At 61.1% G+C, this 20,735-nt stretch carries 13 protein-coding genes; 11 read left to right on the top strand and 2 right to left on the bottom strand.

Annotation, left to right across the window (positions count from 1 at the left end; genetic code table 11):
* The first annotated feature begins 11 nt into the window (after positions 1–11).
* From ACFIQF_RS18385 to ACFIQF_RS18350, 8 genes are all read left to right on the top strand, one after another.
* The gene (locus tag ACFIQF_RS18385) at positions 12–4,793 is read left to right on the top strand and encodes a glutamate synthase-related protein (protein WP_393945095.1); all 4,782 of its coding nucleotides are present in this window, start codon (positions 12–14) and stop codon (positions 4,791–4,793) included.
* A 110-nt stretch (positions 4,794–4,903) separates the two neighbouring features.
* The gene (locus ACFIQF_RS18380; protein WP_393945094.1) at positions 4,904–6,379 is read left to right on the top strand and encodes a glutamate synthase subunit beta; all 1,476 of its coding nucleotides are present in this window, start codon (positions 4,904–4,906) and stop codon (positions 6,377–6,379) included.
* Positions 6,380–7,056: 677 nt separating this feature from the next.
* Complete coding sequence (locus ACFIQF_RS18375; protein ID WP_393945093.1) at positions 7,057–7,323, top strand: metal/formaldehyde-sensitive transcriptional repressor; 267 nt, start codon at positions 7,057–7,059, stop codon at positions 7,321–7,323.
* A 30-nt stretch (positions 7,324–7,353) separates the two neighbouring features.
* Entirely contained in the window at positions 7,354–8,469 is a 1,116-nt protein-coding gene (locus ACFIQF_RS18370) for an S-(hydroxymethyl)glutathione dehydrogenase/class III alcohol dehydrogenase (protein WP_393945092.1), read from the top strand.
* Between the two features lie 86 nt (positions 8,470–8,555).
* Complete coding sequence (locus ACFIQF_RS18365) at positions 8,556–9,836, top strand: DEAD/DEAH box helicase (protein WP_393945091.1); 1,281 nt, start codon at positions 8,556–8,558, stop codon at positions 9,834–9,836.
* 14 nt (positions 9,837–9,850) lie between these two features.
* The gene (fghA, locus tag ACFIQF_RS18360; protein ID WP_393945090.1) at positions 9,851–10,723 is read left to right on the top strand and encodes an S-formylglutathione hydrolase; all 873 of its coding nucleotides are present in this window, start codon (positions 9,851–9,853) and stop codon (positions 10,721–10,723) included.
* 493 nt (positions 10,724–11,216) lie between these two features.
* Positions 11,217–13,691 carry an autotransporter outer membrane beta-barrel domain-containing protein gene (locus ACFIQF_RS18355; RefSeq protein WP_393945089.1) on the top strand — a complete coding sequence of 825 codons (2,475 nt, stop codon included), beginning with the start codon at positions 11,217–11,219 and terminating at the stop codon, positions 13,689–13,691.
* Positions 13,692–14,276: 585 nt separating this feature from the next.
* On the top strand, positions 14,277–16,715 hold the full coding sequence (locus ACFIQF_RS18350) for a hypothetical protein (protein ID WP_393945088.1): 2,439 nt from the start codon (positions 14,277–14,279) through the stop codon (positions 16,713–16,715).
* Between the two features lie 95 nt (positions 16,716–16,810).
* Here ACFIQF_RS18350 and ACFIQF_RS18345 read toward each other — a convergent pair whose 3' ends face one another.
* Entirely contained in the window at positions 16,811–17,422 is a 612-nt protein-coding gene (locus ACFIQF_RS18345) for a sugar O-acetyltransferase (protein ID WP_393945087.1), read from the bottom strand.
* Positions 17,422–17,859, bottom strand: a complete 438-nt coding sequence (locus tag ACFIQF_RS18340) for a DUF3293 domain-containing protein (RefSeq protein ID WP_393945086.1) — start codon at positions 17,857–17,859, stop codon at positions 17,422–17,424. Before ACFIQF_RS18340 ends, ACFIQF_RS18345 begins: the two co-directional genes overlap by 1 nt.
* A gap of 252 nt (positions 17,860–18,111) precedes the next feature.
* On the opposite strand from ACFIQF_RS18340, the gene ACFIQF_RS18335 reads away from it, so the two are divergent.
* The 3 genes from ACFIQF_RS18335 (at position 18,112) to ACFIQF_RS18325 (ending at position 20,548) form a co-directional block, all read left to right on the top strand.
* Positions 18,112–18,930: an amino acid ABC transporter substrate-binding protein gene (locus tag ACFIQF_RS18335; protein ID WP_393945085.1), complete on the top strand. Its 819-nt coding sequence runs from the start codon at positions 18,112–18,114 to the stop codon at positions 18,928–18,930.
* Between the two features lie 192 nt (positions 18,931–19,122).
* Complete coding sequence (locus ACFIQF_RS18330; protein ID WP_393945083.1) at positions 19,123–19,776, top strand: amino acid ABC transporter permease; 654 nt, start codon at positions 19,123–19,125, stop codon at positions 19,774–19,776.
* A complete protein-coding gene (locus ACFIQF_RS18325; RefSeq protein ID WP_393945081.1) occupies positions 19,757–20,548 on the top strand; it encodes an amino acid ABC transporter ATP-binding protein in 792 nt (263 codons plus the stop codon). The genes ACFIQF_RS18330 and ACFIQF_RS18325 overlap by 20 nt, the downstream gene beginning before the upstream one ends.
* Positions 20,549–20,735 lie beyond the last annotated feature (187 nt).

Here is a 20,735-nt window from a genome sequence, read left to right as displayed (position 1 = left end):
AGGAATGCGCCATGTCGGCATCTGCACGCGAGCACATGCAAGCTCAGGGTCTGTATGACCCGACTCTGGAACACGACGCCTGCGGCGTCGGCTTTGTGGCCCATATCAAAGGCCACAAGAGCCATGCCATCGTGACCCAGGCTTTGAAGATTCTGGAGAATCTGGACCATCGCGGTGCCGTGGGCGCAGACAAGCTGATGGGCGACGGCGCTGGCATCCTGATCCAGCTGCCCGATGCGCTCTACCGCGACGAAATGGCCGCCCAGGGTGTGACCCTGCCGCCTTTTGGCGAGTACGGCGTGGGCATGGTGTTCCTGCCCAAGGAGCACGCTTCGCGCCTGGCTTGCGAAGAAGAGCTGGAGCGCGCCATCAAGGCCGAAGGCCAGGTGCTGCTGGGCTGGCGCGATGTGCCGGTGAACCGCGACATGCCCATGTCGCCCACCGTGCGTGAGAAAGAGCCGGTCATCAAGCAAGTGTTCATCGGCCGTGGCGACGACGTGATTGTGCAAGACGCACTGGAGCGCAAGCTGTACGTGATCCGCAAGACGGCGAGCGCTGCCATCCAGAACCTGCAGCTCAAATACAGCAAGGAATACTACGTTCCCAGCATGAGCAGCCGCACGGTGATCTACAAGGGTCTGCTGCTGGCCGACCAGGTGGGCACCTATTTCCGCGATCTGGAAGACGAGCGCTGCGTCTCGGCCCTGGGCCTGGTGCACCAGCGCTTCTCCACCAACACCTTCCCCGAATGGCCGCTGGCTCACCCCTACCGCTATGTGGCGCACAACGGTGAAATCAACACCGTCAAGGGCAACTACAACTGGATGCGCGCCCGCGAAGGCGTGATGAGCTCGCCCGTGCTGGGCAACGATCTGCAAAAGCTCTACCCGATCAGCTTTGCGCACCAGTCCGACACGGCTACCTTCGACAACTGCCTGGAGTTGCTGACGATGGCGGGCTACCCGCTGGCGCAAGCCGTGATGATGATGATCCCCGAGCCTTGGGAGCAGCACGCCACGATGGATTCGCGCCGCCGCGCTTTCTACGAATACCACGCCTCGATGATCGAGCCCTGGGACGGCCCCGCTTCGATCGTGTTCACCGACGGCCGCCAGATCGGCGCCACGCTGGACCGCAACGGCCTGCGCCCCGCTCGTTACTGCGTGACCGATGACGATTTCGTCATCATGGGTTCGGAGTCGGGCGTGCTGCCCGTGCCCGAGCACAAGATTGTGCGCAAGTGGCGTCTGCAGCCGGGCAAGATGTTCCTGATCGACCTGGACCAGGGCCGCCTGATCGACGACGAAGAAGTGAAGTCTTCGCTGACCAACGCCAAGCCCTACATGCGCTGGATTGAAGACCTGCGCATCCGCCTCGACGATGTGGAAACCCCGGTCGCTGGCGAATCGCAGGTGGACGAGCAGGCCAAGGCGTCGGAAGAGTTTGGCGCGATTGCTGATGAGCAAAAGTCGCCCGAGCTGCTCGACCAGCAGCAGGCCTTTGGCTACACGCAGGAAGACATCAAGTTCCTGATGAGCCCGATGGCCGCCAACGGCGAAGAAGGCATTGGCTCCATGGGCAACGACAGCCCGCTGGCCGTGCTCTCGGACAAGAACAAGCCGCTGTACAACTACTTCCGCCAGATGTTCGCGCAGGTGACGAACCCGCCGATCGACCCGATCCGCGAAGCGATCGTGATGAGCCTGGTGTCCTTCATCGGCCCCAAGCCCAACCTGCTGGACATCAACCAGGTGAACCCGCCGCTGCGTCTGGAAGTGACGCAACCTGTCCTCGATTTCGACGACATGGTCAAGCTGCGCAACATCAAGTCGCACACCGCCGGCAAGTTCAACTCGGCCGTGCTCGACATCACCTACCCGCTGTCCTGGGGCAGCGAAGGTGTGGAAGCGCGCCTAGCCTCGCTGTGCGCCCAAGCGGTGGACGCCATCAAGACCGGCCACAACATCCTGATCATCAGCGACAAGGGCATCAACAAGGACCGCGTCGCGATCCAGGCGCTGCTGGCGCTGTCGGCCATCCACCAGCACCTGATCCGCGAAGGTCTGCGTACCGCTTGTGGTCTGGTGGTGGAAACCGGCACGGCGCGTGAAGTGCACCATTTCGGCGTGCTCGCCGGTTATGGCGCAGAAGCCGTGCACCCGTACCTGGCGCTGGAGACGATTGTCTCCATCCACAAGAGCCTGCCCGGCGAGCTGTCGGCTGAGAAGGCGATCTACAACTACATCAAGGCCATCGGCAAGGGTCTGTCCAAGATCATGTCGAAGATGGGCGTGTCCACCTACATGTCGTACTGCGGTGCGCAGTTGTTCGAGGCCATCGGCATCAACAGCGAAACCATCGACAAGTACTTCACCGGCACCTCCAGCCGCGTGGGCGGCCTGGGCGTATTCGAGATCGGTGAAGAAGCCATCCGCCGCCACAAGGCAGCGTTTGGCGCCGACCCCGTGCTGGCCAACATGCTGGACGCTGGTGGCGAATACGCCTGGCGCACCCGTGGTGAAGAGCACATGTGGAGCCCCGACGCGATTGCCAAGCTGCAACACTCGGCCCGCTCGAACAACTTCAACACCTACAAGGAATACGCGCAACTGATCAACGACCAGAGCAAGCGCCACATGACCTTGCGCGGCCTGTTCGAGTTCAAGATCGATCCGTCCAAGGCCATCCCGGTGGAGCAGGTCGAATCGGCGGCCGACATCGTCAAGCGCTTCGCTACCGGCGCCATGTCGCTGGGCTCGATTTCTACCGAAGCCCACGTCACGCTGGCTGTGGCCATGAACCGCATCGGCGGCAAGAGCAATACCGGTGAAGGCGGTGAAGACCCGGCGCGTTACCGCAACGAGCTCAAGGGTATCCCGATCAAGCAAGGCGAGTCGCTGGCCTCGATCATCGGCAAAGACCAGATCGAATCTGACTACGTGCTGAGCGAGGGCGACAGCCTGCGCTCCAAGATCAAGCAGGTGGCATCGGGCCGCTTTGGCGTGACGGCCGAGTACCTGGCGTCTGCCGACCAGATCCAGATCAAGATGGCGCAAGGTGCCAAGCCCGGTGAAGGCGGTCAGCTGCCTGGCGGCAAGGTGTCCGAATACATCGGCAAGCAGCGCTACTCGGTGCCTGGCGTGGGCCTGATCTCGCCCCCGCCGCACCACGACATCTATTCGATCGAAGATTTGGCCCAGCTGATCCACGATCTGAAGAACGTCGCCACGCATTCGTCCATCAGCGTCAAGCTGGTGTCGGAAGTGGGCGTGGGCACCATCGCTGCCGGCGTTGCCAAGTGCAAGGCCGACCACGTGGTGATCGCCGGCCACGACGGCGGCACGGGCGCTTCGCCTTGGTCGTCGATCAAGCATGCCGGTTCGCCTTGGGAAATCGGCCTGGCCGAAACCCAGCAAACCCTGGTGCTCAACGGCTTGCGCAGCCGCATCCGCGTGCAGGCCGACGGCCAGATGAAGACCGGCCGCGACGTGGTCATTGGCGCTCTGCTGGGCGCGGACGAGTTCGGCTTTGCCACCGCACCGCTGGTGGTGGAAGGCTGCATCATGATGCGCAAGTGCCACCTCAACACCTGCCCGGTGGGCGTGGCCACGCAAGACCCGGTGCTGCGCAAGAAGTTCGCCGGCAAGCCCGAGCATGTGGTGAACTACTTCTTCTTCGTAGCCGAAGAAGCGCGCCAGATCATGGCCCAGCTGGGTATCTCGAAGTTCGACGATCTGATCGGCCGCTCCGACCTGCTGGACATGAAGCCCGGCATCACCCACTGGAAGGCCAAGGGCCTGGACTTCGGCCGCCTGCTGGCCCGTGCTGACGCGGGTGAGAACGTGCCGCTGTTCCACACCGAAAACCAGGAACACGGCTTGGAAAAAGCCTTCGACAACATCCTGATCGAGAAGTCGCGCCCCGCCATCGAAAAGGGCCAGGCCGTCAAGATTCTGGAAAACGTGCGCAACGTCAACCGCACTGTGGGCGCCATGCTCTCGGGCGCGGTGACCAAGGCGCACCCCGAAGGTCTGCCGGACGACACCATCCACATCCGCGTGGAAGGCACGGGCGGCCAATCGTTCGGCGCTTTCCTGTGCAACGGCATCACCTTGTACCTGGTGGGCGATGCCAACGACTACACCGGCAAGGGCTTGTCCGGTGGCCGCGTGGTGGTGCGCCCGAGCCTGGATTTCCGTGGCGATGCGCACAAGAACATCATCGTGGGCAACACCGTGATGTACGGCGCTACCACCGGTGAAGCCTTCTTCTCCGGCGTGGCGGGCGAGCGTTTTGCCGTGCGCCTGTCGGGTGCGACGGCGGTGGTAGAGGGCACGGGCGACCACGGTTGCGAATACATGACCGGCGGCACCGTGCTGGTGCTGGGCATGACCGGCCGCAACTTTGCTGCCGGCATGAGCGGCGGTGTGGCTTATGTCTTCGACGAAGACGGCCAGTTCGCCAGCCGCTGCAACACCGCGATGGTGACCTTGGACAAGGTGCTGACGCAGGCCGAGCAAGAAGCAACGATCGACAAGGGTGTGTGGCACCGTGGCCAGACCGACGAAGCGCAGCTCAAGCAACTGCTGGCCGACCACCTGCGTTGGACGGGCAGCAAGCGCGCACGCGATCTGCTGGACAACTGGGCGCAGGCGCGCAACCAATTCGTGAAGGTGTTCCCGACCGAATACAAGCGCGCACTGGGCGAGATGTACGCCAAGGCCGAAGCCAAGGCGCAGCTCGCCAAGGCCAAGTCCACCGCCAAAAAGAGCGTGGACGCCGCCGCCAAGTGATGCACCGGCCCGGCCGCAACACGCGCCGGGCCCGCACCGCCACCCACTATTAACACCACGATTGCTGCCTGCGGCACCGCCCGGGCAGTAGCCAAGCAAGAGATCCGATCATGGGAAAAGTCACTGGCTTTATGGAATTTGCGCGCATCGACGAGGGCTACGCCCCGGTGGAAGATCGCGTCAAGCACTACAAGGAATTCGTCGTCGGCCTGAACTCGCAACAGGCCAAGCAGCAAGGCGCCCGCTGCATGGACTGCGGCACGCCGTTCTGCAACAACGGCTGCCCGGTCAACAACATCATTCCGGACTTCAACGACCTGGTCTACCGCGCTGACTGGGCGGCGGCCTTCAATGTGCTGGACTCGACCAACAACTTCCCCGAGTTCACCGGCCGCATCTGCCCCGCACCTTGCGAAGCCGCATGCGTGCTGAACATCAACAACGACCCGGTCGGCATCAAGTCGATCGAACACGCCATCATCGACCGCGCCTGGGAAGAAGGTTGGGTGCAAGCGCGCCCTGCCAAAACCAAGACCGGCAAGAAGGTGGCCGTGGTCGGCTCCGGCCCTGCCGGCATGGCTGCTGCCCAGCAACTGGCGCGCGTGGGCCATGACGTGACTCTGTTCGAAAAGAACGACCGCATCGGCGGCCTGTTGCGCTACGGCATTCCTGATTTCAAGCTCGACAAGAGCCACATCGACCGCCGCGCTGCGCAGCTCGAAGCCGAAGGCGTGACCATCCGCACCGGCGTGCTGGTGGCCGGCAAAGACGGTCTGGGCAAAGACAGCAAGGTCACCAACTGGGCCAAGGAAACCGTGTCGCCCGAGCAGCTCAAGGCCGAGTTCGACGCCGTGCTGCTGACCGGTGGCTCCGAGCAATCGCGCGATCTGCCCGTGACCGGCCGCGAGCTCGACGGCGTGCACTTTGCGATGGAATTTTTGCCCCAGCAAAACAAGGTCAACGCGGGCGACAAGCTCAAGAACCAGCTGCGCGCTGACGGCAAGCACGTCATCGTCATCGGCGGTGGCGACACCGGCTCCGACTGCGTGGGCACCAGCAACCGCCACGGCGCCAAGAGCGTGACGCAGTTCGAAGTGATGCCCATGCCGCCCGAGCAAGAGAACAAGCCGCTGGTCTGGCCTTACTGGCCGATCAAGCTGCGCACCAGCTCCAGCCACGAAGAAGGCGCGGTGCGCGAGTTCGCCATCTCGACCAAGTCGTTCAACGGCGAAAAGGGCAAGGTCAAGAGCCTGACCACCGTGCAAGTGGAGTTCAAGGACGGCAAGCTGACCGAAGTGAAGGGCACCGAAAAAGAATGGCCCGCCGACATGGTGCTGTTGGCCATGGGTTTTGTGAACCCGGTCGCCAGCGTGCTGGACGCCTTTGGCGTGGACAAGGACGCCCGCGGCAACGCCAAGGCCACGACCGAGTTCACCGGCGGCTACGCCACCAATGTGGAGAAGGTGTTTGCTGCTGGCGATATGCGCCGTGGTCAAAGTTTGGTCGTTTGGGCGATCCGCGAAGGCCGCCAGGCGGCACGCTCGGTGGATGAGTTCTTGATGGGAACCAGCGATCTGCCACGTTAATTGCTTAAGCAATAAAGCGGCGCTGTTATGGCGCTGCGAACCAGGCCGCGTGTTGGAAAGCATGCGGCTTTTTTATTGTTTGCGGTGTCTAGCGGGCAGCTTTTCTAACTGGCGTTGGTGGGTTTTGCATGCTGCAGCTGGCCGGGACTCGCCCCGGCAGGCGACCTCCCTTTTTGTTGCACGACAAAAAGCGAGGGGAAAAAACGTGCCCCACATCCAGCGTCCCCGACCGCCCCGCGAAGCGGGGCAATCGGGGCAACCTGCGGCCACAGCAAACGCCGGCGTGCGTCATAACTCATTGCGCGCCAAGGCGCTCCATTCAAACAGATGACGCAAGTCAGAGCACGAAGTTTGGCTGCTCTGCGGCAGCCAAACCGCCGGCGTTTGCTGTGGCCGCAGGCGCTGGCTGAAAGGGGTGGGGAGGAACATCCTGAACAGCCGAACAGCCTGCTAGAACTGCGCTGATTCATGTGCGAGGCGCTAAGCGCCAGAAGTCCAAGGTCTGCAAACGAAGAAGTGGCGCGCTCGCCGGTTGTTGAAGAGACTTTTGCAACAGGAAGACGTGAGCGTTTAGCGGGGTACTCCCCTGAGTAGTTGGGGAATTATCACGATTGACGCTTTGCCAGCAAGCATTTGTCTTTTATACTGCCACCTAGTATCCATATTTCAGCCCTGCCATGCCGCATTCCGCCGAAGACAAACACCGCGCCATCACGCGCTTGCGCCGCATTCGTGGCCAGGCGGATGCGTTGGAGCGGGCGGTGGAGGCGGGCAGTGATTGCGCGCCCATCCTGCAGCAGCTCGCAGCCATGCGCGGTGCAGTGCATGGGCTGATGGCTGACTTGCTCGACAGCCATATGCGCGAAACCATGGCCAAGCAGCCGGCGCCGTCGCAGGCAGACATCGACGAGATGCTGGCGCTACTGCGCTCTTACCTCAAATAAACCACCGTTCCAGACCCAAGGAGTCCACCCATGAAATCCCGTGCCGCCGTTGCCTTCAAAGCCGGAGAACCTCTGCAAATCGTCGAGATCGATGTGGCGCCGCCCAAGGCGGGCGAGGTGCTGGTCAAGATCACCCATACGGGCGTGTGCCACACGGATGCGTTCACGCTCAGCGGTGACGATCCGGAAGGCATCTTCCCGGCGGTGCTGGGCCACGAAGGCGCAGGCATTGTGGTGGAAGTGGGCGAGGGCGTGACCAGCGTGAAGCCGGGCGATCATGTGATTCCGCTTTACACGGCGGAGTGCGGCGAATGCCTGTTTTGCAAGAGCGGCAAGACCAACCTCTGCGTAGCAGTACGCGCCACCCAAGGCAAGGGCGTCATGCCCGACGGCACCACGCGCTTTAGCTACAACGGCGAGCCCATTTACCACTACATGGGCTGCTCGACTTTCTCTGAATACACGGTGGTGGCCGCTGTTTCGCTGGCCAAGATCAACCCCGATGCCAACCCCGAGCAGGTTTGCCTGCTGGGCTGCGGCGTGACCACCGGCCTGGGCGCTGTCAAGAACACCGCCAAGGTGCAAGAGGGCGATACCGTGGCCGTGTTCGGTTTGGGCGGCATTGGCCTGGCGGTGATCCAGGGCGCCAAGCTGGCCAAGGCGGGCCGCATCATCGCCATCGACACCAACCCCGGCAAGTTCGATCTGGCCAAAACCTTTGGCGCCACCGACTGCATCAACCCGAAAGATTTCGACAAGCCCATCCAGCAAGTGATTGTGGAGATGACGACTTGGGGCGTGGACCACAGCTTTGAGTGCATTGGCAATGTGAACGTGATGCGCGCTGCGTTGGAGTGCGCGCACCGCGGCTGGGGTCAGAGCGTGATCATCGGTGTGGCGGGCGCGGGCCAGGAAATCTCGACCCGTCCTTTCCAGTTGGTGACTGGCCGCAAATGGCTGGGCACGGCGTTTGGTGGCGTCAAGGGCCGCAGCCAGCTGCCCGGCATGGTGGAAGACGCGATGGCCGGCAAGATCCAGCTGGAGCCTTTTGTCACCCACACCATGGGCCTGGCCAAGATCAACGAAGCCTTTGATCTGATGCACGAAGGCAAGTCGATTCGCTCGGTGGTGCACTACGCCGAATAAAGCCCTGTAGCACGCAATCGGCCGGCAAGCCCGACAATACGGGCCTTGTCCTGCTGATTGCGGCACTGTCCGCGTTTCCCCTTTTCATGTCTTTTTCCTCCCTGGGCCTGGCGCCCTCGCTCGCCCACGCGGCCCAATCCCGAGGCCTGATTGCGCCTACGGCCATCCAGCAACAGGCCATTCCCGCCATCTTGGCGGGCCGCGATCTGCTGGGCTGCGCGCCCACCGGCTCGGGCAAGACGGCGGCCTATGTGCTGCCGCTGCTGCAGGCCTGGATGCTGAGCGACGCCGGCAGCCAGCCGGGCCCGCGCGAGACGCAGGCTCTGGTGCTGGTGCCCACGCGCGAGCTGGCTACCCAGGTGGCCGAGCTGGTGTACTTTGTGGGCGAGGCTTTGGGCCGCCGCCCCAAGGTGGCGGTGCTGACGGGCGGTGTCTCCATCAACCCGCAACTGCTGGCTTTGCGCGGCGGTGTGGATATGGTGATTGCCACGCCCGGGCGCCTGCTTGATGTGGTGGAACACAGCAAGCTGCGCCTCAAAACCATCCAGACCTTGGTGCTGGACGAGGCCGACCGCTTGATGGATCTGGGTTTCGCCGACGAAATGAACCAGGTGCTGGCGCTGCTGCCGGCCCAAGAACAGCGCCAGACGCTGCTGTTCTCGGCCACGTTTGCGCCCGCAGTGCAAGGCTTGGTGCCCACTTTGCTGCGGGCCGAGCACGAGCGGGTCGAGATCGCCTCCACCCACTTGCAAGATGCCACCATCGAGCAGCGCGCTATTTTGGTGGACACCGCCAAGCGCACGCCGCTGCTGCGCGATCTGGTCGAGCAATACAAAGGCCAGTGCATGCTGGTGTTCGTGGCCAGCCGCTACAGCGCCGAGCATGTGGCCAACAAGCTGTACGACAAAGGCATCAACGCCACGGCTTTCCATGGCGAGCTGAGCCAGGGCGCGCGCCAGCAGGTGCTGCAGGAGTTTCGCGACAGCCAGTGGCAGGTGCTGATCACCACCGATCTGGCGGCGCGTGGCATCCATGTGGATGCGCTGCCGCTGGTCGTCAACTACGACTTGCCGCGCTCGCCCACCGATTACACACACCGCATCGGCCGCACGGGCCGCGCCGGTCTGAGCGGCCTGGCCATCAGCCTGGTATCGCCCGCGAGCCTGGCGCACTGGCGTTTGATCGCCAAGCGCAACGCCTTGGACATGGCGCTGGAAACGCTGGAAGCCTATCCGGTGACCGAGCAAGAGCCCGAGCGCAACAGCGCGCAAGACGGCAATGGCGGCATCAAAGGCAAACGGCCCAGCAAAAAAGACAAGCTGCGTGCTGCCCAGGCCCACCAGGCAGGCACGCCCCCCAAACCTTGAAGGAGAGCCCTCCCATGTCTGAAGCCCAAGCCAGCCTCAAGCTGAACGCCGCCCACGCCTGTTTTGGCGGTGCGCAGCGCTTTTACGAGCATTTCTCCAGCGAAACCGGCTTGGCGATGAAGTTCTCGGTCTACCTGCCGCCCAAGGCGGTGGCAGGCGAGAAGGTGCCTGCGCTGCTCTACTTGGCCGGGCTGACCTGCACCGAAGAGACATTCATGGTCAAAGCCGCCGCCCAGCGCTTGGCGGCCGAGCTGAACGTGGCCTTGATCAGCTGCGACACCAGCCCGCGCGGTGCCAACCTGCCGGGCGAAGCGGACAACTGGGATTTCGGCGTGGGCGCCGGCTTCTACCTCGATGCCACGGCCAAGCCCTGGGCTTTGCATTGGCGGATGGAAAGCTATCTGTTGAACGACCTGCTGCCGCTGCTGGGCGCCAAGCTGCCGATCGATCTGCAGCGCCTGGGCATCTTCGGCCACAGCATGGGCGGGCACGGCGCGCTCACCCTGGCGCTGGGCCACCCCGGCGTTTTCCGCTCGGTTTCGGCCTTTGCGCCCATAGCCAACCCGGTCAACTGCGCCTGGGGCCAAAAAGCTTTCAGCGGCTACTTGGGCGATAACAAGGCCACCTGGGCGCAGCACGACGCGAGCGAGCTGATGGCTGCACAAAAAACTGCGCCTTACCCGGCCGGCATCCTGGTGGACCAAGGCCTGGCCGACAAGTTCTTGTTGGAAAAGCAGCTGCTGCCCGAGGCTTTCGAGGTCGCCTGCGCCCAAGCCGGCCAGCCGCTTACCTTGCGCCGCCATGCCGGCTACGACCATGGCTACTACTTTATCCAAAGCTTTATGGCCGACCATCTGCACTGGCACGCCGAGCGTTTGGTGAGCTAGTTGTTACAAAACTAGGTAGAGAAAAGGCCGCGTTTTACGCGGCCTTTTTTGTTGGTGGAGATCACATGTATCCCCTTCGTATGGACAGGTGGCTACTCGGAGTGTCGCTGAACGGCGACATAACCCTAGAGATCACTGGGGATCAGTGTCATCTATTGTCAGCCAAGATTGCACTTTGTCGTCGATATGTTACGGCTGTAATAAAAACAATCTAATCACCCGTGACGTTACAAAAACATATCTTATTTTTAAAAATCAGAACTGATTAATTAATACATTAAATTTCTGAAAAATGGCAATTGTTGATATTTTTTTGATCAGTAAGTCGCCCGTAAGCGCTTGAAAAAGTAGGAAAACGGGCACTGCACTGTTTTGGGTTTGTTGGCAAGTGAAATTTGCGAGGCTGTGACCGGGGTGCGACGGAATATGTATTCGAATTAGAATTTTTCGTATAGAGCGACCATCGATACAGACAGACATTAGGAATAGTGCCATGCCTACTCGCAGATTAGATTTACATCAGCCCACCAGGCTGCACAAGGCGGTTATCAGCGCCTTGGCCTTGTTGACGGCGGCTTCCGGCCATACACAGAGCACGATTGGCCCCAATAACAATTTCGCGGCTACCAGTGGTACCGAGGTCACCACGGATGCCAACTGGTCTGCCGGCAAGGTGGACAACACCCAATACGACAACACAGATCCGAACAACCCGGTTTATGTCGGCCCCGCTGGGATCAATGTCATCAACGCTGCCAATGCGGCCTGGACACCGGATGGTCGCTATTACGACGATGACGGAGATCCCAATACACCGGATGTCTTTGATCCGGCGGCGGCGTTCGATTTTCCTGTTGGACTGACTGTTGGTTCTGGAGCCGGGGCGGCCGGGGTGTTGACGATCAGAACCACGGCGAAAAATGAGACGTTTCGGTGGGATGCTCAGAAGGGGCCGTCCAGCGATGTTCCTCTGCTCTTCACTGTCGGCCAGGGTGGTGGGAACGGTACCTTTTTGCTGGATCTGATTCCTCGTCCGGCTCCGGTGCCGGATCACTCGGTGATGCGCTCCATTTCTCCTAACTTGGGAATGGGTGTTGGCATGGGTAGTGGCAGTAAGGGGGCCGCTACCGTTCTAGGAACTGGCAAGACGCCAGAGGAGATGGGGCCTGCGTCATACAACGGCGCTTACATGGGGTCCACCAATCAAGCATCGACCGTTGGTGGTGGCTCTGGCGGCAATGGTAGTTTGACCGTTAGCGGCGCGGGTTTGACGCTGTTGACCACTGATCCGTATGACTTCGTGGTTGGCGATGGCCCAGGCTCTGTGGGTGTTGTCGATATTCTGAAATCGGGTAAGTTGGGTGCAGGTAGCCCCCTACCTATGAATTCGCTCTCCTATGGCAAAAACTCTCAAAGCCTGATTGGCAATAACCAGGGTGTTGGCAGGGTCACGGTGCATGATGACGCTACCACCGCATTTCCCAATCAAGCCAACTTTATTAGCGGTGTGACGGTTGGTAGCAAAGGGGGGGATGGTACTTTAGATGTACTCTCCGGGGGCAAGGCTTATGCGGGCTCTGGCATTGATATGTCGGGGCAGTGCGTAAAGACTGATCCTGCTTTGCAAATCAGTCAAGATGGCATATCTAAAGGGGTAGTGCGGGTTGCTGGTGCTACTTCCCAGTTGCTGGTGGCAGGCAAGATGGGTTTGACGCAGCCAGGTGGAACCAAACCTGCGACGGGCATGGGCGAGGCAAACATTGGCACTGTCGCCATTTCCACTGGTGGTGCTCTTGTCTCAGCAGACGGCGGTACCGTTAAAGTTGGCGTTGCCAACTTGACGCCGAAGGAGATTCCGCCAACCGATCCGAATGCATCGCCTCTTGGTTATTACTCCAACCAATTCTCGGGTGGACTTGGTCCCATCGACGTGAGTAATGATGGGCAAGTGGTATATGGTTCTGAGAACTTGTCTAGTCCCACGGCGCCTGGCAGCATCGAGGCCTCTCGCATCAACCTGCTGGGTAGCAGCGCTGTAACGCGCTTCAACCATACGGGTTCGGTCAATGTGACGATCCCAATTGTTGGCGTTGGTCAGATTGTTCAAAACGCAGGCAATACTACTATTGCAGGAACCACGACTGTGCCTTCCCAGCCTGCAGACTGGGATATGAGTGCGACTTGCCCTGTTGATTTCAGTACCGCTCCAACCGATCAGTCTGGTTTTGCGGGCTCGTTGGGTGTTCAAGGAGGCATGTTGACCTTGCCGGTCAATAACGTTTTGCCAAATCTGCGGCGCACCAATATCAGCAACGGCACCCTGTTCATGGGTGACACCACGCAAAGCTTGGGTGATGTAACCCAGACTGGCGGTGTGCTTGACTTGTCCGGTGGCGTGAACAGCGATGTGGTGCACGCCACATCGTGGAACGGCACGGGCGGTGTGGTTCGCCTGGACACCATATTGGGTGCCGGCGGCAACACCAGCGACGTGATCCACATCACCGGCCCGATTACTGGCACCCAGACTTTGCTGGAAATCCATGTGACGGGTGGTTCGGGTGCACTGACCACCGGCAACGGTATTCCCGTGGTGCTGGCAGACACTGCACCTGCAGCGGCTGCAACGCACTTTGCGCTGAAGTCCATCGTGTCGGACAACGGCTTTGACTACGATCTGAAGTTGGTGAACGGTAACTGGTACCTGCAATCGAAGGCAACGCCGGTGCCGCCACCTCCTCCGCCACCGCCGCCACCGCCACCTCCTCCGCCGCCACCGCCACCGCCACCGCCGCCACCGCCACCGCCACCGCCACCGGCTGGAGTGGCAACGCCGGTCCCGTCATTGTCGGCAGCGGGTGTACTGGGTCTGGGCAGTTTGCTGGCAGCGTTTGCCGGTCCGCTGATCAGAAGGCGTAAAACAGCCAGCAAGGCGCCTGCGCCAGGTCAGTCGGCCCGAACGGACTGAGCACCTAGCGCAACTGAGTGGCTCCCCATCAGCCGGAAGAATTTCCGGTTGATGGGGTTTTCTTTTGTCTTGGAGCAGGGCGGCGGGAGAGCAAAAACCTGTTGGCGCACCTGCTGTCTGTGGCATGGCGGCCTTTTGAGCCTGTGGACAAGAAGACAGGTACGGTGCATGAGCGCCACTGCCAAAGAACTGGCTGGACGGTTAGGCCCACAGTCGCTCACTTCTGGCATGTGTTTGCGCGTTTGGCTGACACCTGTGACGCTACCTATTTCTTATTTTTAACCAGCTGTAAGTGAATCAGGAGCCCTTGCGTTTTGCTTTGGTCGCAAGCTGTTCATTCGCAGGGTCCCATAGGGTCTAAGCATAAGATTCATTGAATTGCTTATTTGAAAAATTTATCAAAATTTATTGACAATGTCATCGATGTATTAACTATTTGAAATAGCTTTTGTTAAAACTTGCTCGTAGACTCGCTGTAATGTTGATGTAAGGCAAAGTGGGTTAGCCATGACTCATGTAAAGAACTCAGGGAAAAAATTCGCGTACACCCCCTTGCTTCAGGCCATGGTGGGTGCTTGGGCTGCCATGGCAGTAGGTGTGTCCGTGCAGGCGCAAACGACAACTACGCCCGAGGCGCCCAACCGCTATCTCGGCACAGGTGATATCTCTGCCGATAGCAGCTGGTCAGCGGGCTCGGTGTACTACCCTTTGCCACCCACACAGACGCCGACTGCGCCTGCGCCGGCGCCTTATCTGAACGTGGTCAACAGCCCGGCAGCACCATGGAATATGGTGCTCTCCACCGATGGCAACGGCAATTCCACGTCCAACAATACCGTTTCGACGCCGTTGGGCCTTTTTGTGGGGACTGGCGCTGGTGCCAGCGGCGGCCTGAATGTCTTGCCATCCGCTGAGGTGACGAGATTCGGTTGGGAAACCTTGTCTTCCTACCAGTTCACGCCAGACAAAAAACCGAGCATGCGCACCGGTGATGCCGGTGGCACGGGTACGCTGAACATCGACTTGCGCCAGCAGCCCGCACCGGATCCGGCGGCTAACTTCGGTATCCGCATGCAATCCCAAACCTTGGGCCTGGGCGTTGGCATGGGCCAGGGCAGCCAAGGTGTGGGCAAAATCCTGGGAACGGGTAAGGCTGGGGCCGATCTGGCGGACGGCGGCTACAACACGATGGTGACCTTCAGCACGTTGCAGGACACTTTGGTGGGCGAAGGCGGCGGTAACGGCAGCTTGCAGATTGACGGTGCCAGCCTCAACATCATCTCGAATCTCGATTTATTTGGCAGCCAGAAAAATACCCTGTGCGGATCGGGCAAGAACTCCAACGATCCCATAGGTGCTGGCAAGCCCTTGTCCGCCGGCAAATCGACAGCGCTGTGCCAAGGCAAGAACAACCAGTTTATCGTTGGTGGTGGTGCAGGTTCTGTGGGCAAGGTGGAAGTGCTGCACAGTGGCAAGGTGGGCATGGGCCCATCGGTGCCAGTGCAGCCGCAAGACCCGAGTGCGCCGGTGCCGATCAAGCCGATCAGCAGCTTTATTGGCAAGGATGGCGGGCAAGGTACCTTCACCGTGGGCTCCGACGGACTGCCGGGCAAGACGGGCAACCAGGCCAGTTTCATGAACGGGCTGAGCGTGGGTTCGGGCTCCGGCAATGGCCGCCTCGATGTGCTCGAAGGCGGCAAGGCGCTGGCCAGCCTGGGCGGTTATTACCAAAAAGAATGCCTGGCTGGCGCAGACCCGATGCCTGCCTTGCAGATCAGCGCGGACGGCGCCTCGCAAGGCGTGGTGCGGGCCATTGGTGCGGGCGCACAGTTGCTGGTAACGGGCAAGGCGGCGTGGCAGCAACCCGGCCCGGTGACGGATCTGGGTGTGGGCTCGGTAGAAATCAATTCTGGCGGCGCCCTGGTCTCGGCGCAGGATGCCGTGGTCAAGGTCGGTATTGGCGGCCTGGATCCTGGGCAGTTTTTGCTGCAAGGCGGCAAGACCTCGGTGGGCGGGCTGGGGCCGATCAACGTCAAGGGCACGGGCAGTGTGGACTACGGCAATGTGGCCAGCGGCGCGGCAGTGGCGCCCGGCGCGATTGAAGCCTTGCAGATCAACCTGCAGTCGCCCACGTCGGAAGTGCGCTTCAACCACAATGCTTCGCTGAACTTCAATCTGCCCGTCAATGGCAGTGGCCAGCTGGTGCAGCAAGCGGGTACCACAACGATCGTGCAGCAGCTCGCAGGTTTGCCAGCGCTGCCTGCCGAAAGTTGGCAGGTGTCGGACACTTGCAAGCCTGCCGCGCTGAGCCAGCCCTACCCGGTAGACCAAAGTGGTTTCACTGGCGCGCTTCGTGTGCAAGGCGGCCAATTGGTGATGCCTAGCGACAATATCTTGCCCAAGCTCTCTGCTACCTCTATCAGCGGTGGCACCTTGTTCATGGGCAATACCACGCAGAACCTGGGCAATGTGACCCAGACCGGCGGCGTATTGGACCTGTCCGGTGGTGACAACAGCGACGTGGTGCACGCTACTTCGTGGAACGGCACGGGCGGTGTGGTTCGCCTGGACACTATTTTGGGTACGGGCGGCAATACCAGCGATGTGATTCATATCACCGGCCCGATTACCGGCTCCACCACGCTGCTGGAAATTCATGTGACCGGTGGCGCGGGCGCACTAACGACCGGCAACGGTATACCGGTGGTGCTGGCAGACACTGCGCCCGCAGCTGCTGCTAGCCACTTTGCGCTGAAGTCCATCGTGTCGGACAACGGCTTTGACTACGACTTGAAGTTGGTCAACGGCAACTGGTACTTGCAATCGAAGGCAACGCCGGTGCCACCGCCACCGCCACCGCCACCGCCACCGCCACCGCCGCCACCACCGGTGGGTGGGGCAATGCCGGTGCCAAGCCTGTCGGCCATGGGGGTGATGGGCCTGGGCAGTTTGCTGGCAGCCTTTGCGGCACCGCTGGTGAGAAGGCGCAAAAAGGCGAGCGAAGCGCCGCCACCGCGCCAGTAAGCACATCAATAAAAACAGCCCTGCTGGCAGACAGCAGGGCTGTTTTGTTTGGTGGGCCGGAGAGGGGTCGTGGCCTGTGCCGCTGCTGCTTCAGCTCAAAAGCGGGTGCCAGTCAGCGGCGAGAAACCGGTTTTGTCTCGCTCGGTGATGGCGCGGATCACCCGGCAGGGCACACCTGCGGCCACCACCTTGGGCGGAATATCGTGCGTGACCACGCTGCCCGAGCCGATGATGCTGCCTGCGCCAATGCGCACGCCGGGGTTGATATGGGCGCCGGCGCCGACCCAGACGCGGTCGCCAATGTGCACGGGCCGGGCCCAGCAGCCGCCGGCAGCGCGCTCCTCCGGGTCGATGGCGTGGTTGCTGGTGTAAATGCCTACGCGCGGGGCAAGCAGCACATGGTTGCCGATGTGGATGCCGCCGCCGTCGAGCATGACGCAGTCGTAGTTGGCGTAGAAGTGCTCGCCAATCTCGATGTGGCTACCGAACTCGCAGCGGAAATGCGGTTCAAAGTGCGCGTCTGCGCCCACTTTTCCCAGCAAATTGCGCAATATCGCCAGGCGTTGCTCCTGACTTTGGTCAAACGAGGCGTTGTACTGGTTGCTGAGCAACACGGCCCGCTGGCGCGCGGCCACCAGTTCTGGCGTCAGGTCGTTGTACATCTGGCCGCTGCGAATGTGGGCCAGTTGCTCTTGCAGGCTGGGCATCAGCGCAGCCAGCCCGGTACCTGGCTTTCGACCAGCGTGGCGACGGTATCGCCACCGCACCACAGCACGGCCAGTTGCTCCCACTCGCCGGCCCAGCGGCGGGCATCGTCCTGGCCCATGCCGATGACCAGAAAGCCCGGTTCGGCCGGCCAGCCGTTGGCCGGGTGCTGCGCCACAGCGGGCAGTACGGCGTAACCGGCGGCGCCCAGGGCTTGGCCCAATTGGGTGTGGCGGGCGATGTTTTCGTCTTTCTCCAGCAGCTCGCCCATGGGGTTGAAGGCACTGATCAGGCAAGCGCAGTCGGTTTGGTGCTGCTGGTAGATGCTGGCGAGCGCGGCCTGCGGCTGGCCGACCTGCAGCAAAAACGGCGCCTGGTGCAGCACGTGGTACTGGGTTTCGCTGAAGGCTTTGTGCAGCTCGGGCGAGAGAGTGGTCATAAATCAATAGCAGTCAGCGCTTTGTGGATAGCACTGAGCAGGTGTTTTGTTCGAGGTGTTTGGCAGCGCGCTGCCTGGGCTCGCGCTGGGCGTGCGCCATGGTAGCGGCTTGGGGGCGTCCGACTGGCGTGGCCGAGTTTTCCCCCTAGGCGACACGAATTTCGTGTGATAGGCGACAATACGAGCTTCGCCCACGCTTTGCCTGTTGCAAAGCGTTCTTGTTTGGTTTTTCTCTCATTGTTGTTGGATACCATGAAAAAACGTTCCTTCGTTGCCACCCTGGCGCTGTCTGCTCTGTTGGCTGCTTGCGGTAAGAATGACGCTCCCAAGCCCGCTGCCGAGACGCCTGCTCCGGCACCTGCGCCTGTGGCCGCTGCTGCTACCAAGCTGGTGGTGGGTCTGGACGACAACTTCCCGCCCATGGGTTTCCGCGACGAGAAGAACGAGATCGTGGGTTTTGACATTGACATGGCCCGCGAAGCGGCCAAGCGCGCTGGCATCGAGGTGGAGTTCAAGCCTATCGACTGGAACGCCAAGGAAGCCGAGCTGCTGGGCAAGCGCGTCGATGCGCTGTGGAACGGCCTGACCATTCTGGAAGAGCGCAAGGAAAAAATCCTGTTCAGCGAGCCCTACATGGTCAACAAGCAGATCATCATTGTGAAGACCGGCTCGCCGATCAAGGCCAAGGCTGACATGGCTGGCAAGGTGGTGGGCGCCCAAGAGGGCTCCAGCGCCGTGACTGCGATGAACAAGGACCAGGAGCTGTCGTCCAAGTTCAAGGAAACCAAGCTGTTCGGCGACAACATCGCTGCGCTGATGGACGTGGAAGCTGGCCGCCTGGATGTGGTGGTGGTGGACGAGGTGGTGGGCCGTTACCTGGTCAACAAGAAGCCTGAGAACTACGTGGTGCTGGCTGAAGACTTTGGCACCGAAGACTACGGCGTGGGCTTCCGCAAGGACGACGAAGCCACGCGCAACAAGATCAACGACGCCCTCAACGAGATGAAGAAGGACGGCAAGGCCGCCGAAATCGCGCAGAAGTGGTTTGGCGCCGACGTGATCAAGCACTAAATGACTTGATTACCCCCTGTGGCGCTGCGCGCCTTCCCCCTGGAAGGGGGACGGCACCTGCGCTGCGGGGCGGCCCTTGCTGGGTGCCCGCTGTTCGGGCATGCCTTGGCGAGGGCATTGCGGTGCTTGCACCGCCTGGTTTTTTTGATTCACCGTGGTGGCTGTTGTGTCATGCCCGGTGCAGGCCATCCCATGGACTATGTAATTTCTCTGCTGGGGCCGCTGTCCAACGGCGCCCTGGTCACCCTCAAGCTGTTTGTCATCACCCTGGTGCTGTCGGTGCCCATGGGGCTGGCATTGGCGTTGGCGCGCATATCGCGCTTTGGCTGGCTCTCGCGCCTGGTGGAAGCCTATATTTGGCTGATGCGCGGCACGCCACTCATGCTGCAGCTGCTGTTCATTTACTTCGCGCTGCCGTTTGTGCCCTACATCGGCGTGCGTTTGCCCGATTTTCCGGCGGCAGTGGTGGCGTTTGCGCTCAACTACGCAGCCTATTTTGCCGAGATCTTCCGCGCCGGTATCCAGAGCGTGGACCGCGGCCAGTACGAAGGCGCCAAGGTGCTGGGCCTGAGCTATGGCCAGACCATGCGCCGCATTGTGCTGCCGCAGATGGTGCGCACCATTCTGCCGCCGGTCAGCAACGAAACCATCACCCTGGTCAAAGACACCTCGCTGATCTACGTGCTGGCACTGAATGATTTGCTGCGCGCCGCGCGCGGCATTGTGCAGCGCGATTTCACCACCACGCCGTTTGTGGTGGCCGCTGCTTTCTACCTGATCATGACTTTGGTGTTGACCTGGGTCTTCAACCGCATGGAGAAAAAATATGCCAAATATGACGCTTGATTTCAGCCAAGCGGGCGTCATGGTGCAGGCCCGCGATATCCGCAAATCTTTCAACGGCACCGAGGTGCTCAAGTGCGTTTCGCTCGATATCCACAAGGGCGAGGTGGTGGCGGTGATCGGGCCTTCGGGCTCGGGCAAAAGCACCTTCTTGCGCTGCCTGAACCACTTGGAGGTGATTGACGCCGGCTCGGTGGTTGTCGACGGCGCCACCTTGGTCAAAAACAACGCCCAAGGCGTGGCACAGTATGCGCCCGAGGCAGAGCTGCGCGCCATTTTGCGCCGCATGGGCATGGTGTTCCAGTCGTTCAACCTGTTCCCGCATCTGACGGTGCTGGAGAACATCATCGAAGCGCCGATGATCGTCAAAGGCCTGAGCCGCGACCAGATCATGCCCAAGGCGCAAGAGCTGCTGCGCAAGGTGGGCCTGCTGGAAAAAGCCGACGCCTACCCGGCGCGCCTGTCGGGTGGCCAGAAGCAGCGCGTGGCCATTGCCCGTGCGCTGGCCATGGAGCCGGACATCATGCTGTTCGACGAACCCACTTCGGCGCTCGACCCCGAGCTGACCGGTGAAGTGCTGCGCACCATGCGCGAGCTGGCCGAAGAGCACATGACCATGCTGGTGGTGACGCACGAAATGGGCTTTGCCCGCGAAGTGGCCAACACCGTGGTCTTCATGGACCAGGGCGAGCTGATCGAGGCCAAGCCGGCGCGTGCATTCTTTGAGGAATGCAGCCACGCCCGCATTCGCGCATTTTTGGAAAACATGCTGTAAAGCCCGGGCCGCCCGCCGATCATGGCCGCCCCAGGCGGGGTGCGCGGGCCGAGGCCGCAGACTTGTGGTTTTTTCGCCGTGCGGCTGCCCGGACAAAAATCGACCAATGGGCTTGCCATGGTCCGGCCTGTGAGAGACAATTGCTTTTTATAAATACATTCGTGAATGTTTGTTGCAATTGATACTG

This window comes from Comamonas trifloxystrobinivorans, from assembly GCF_043359985.1.
GTDB classification, from domain to species: Bacteria; Pseudomonadota; Gammaproteobacteria; order Burkholderiales; family Burkholderiaceae_C; genus Comamonas; species Comamonas trifloxystrobinivorans.
This window is presented reverse-complemented; position numbering and strand designations above follow the sequence as displayed.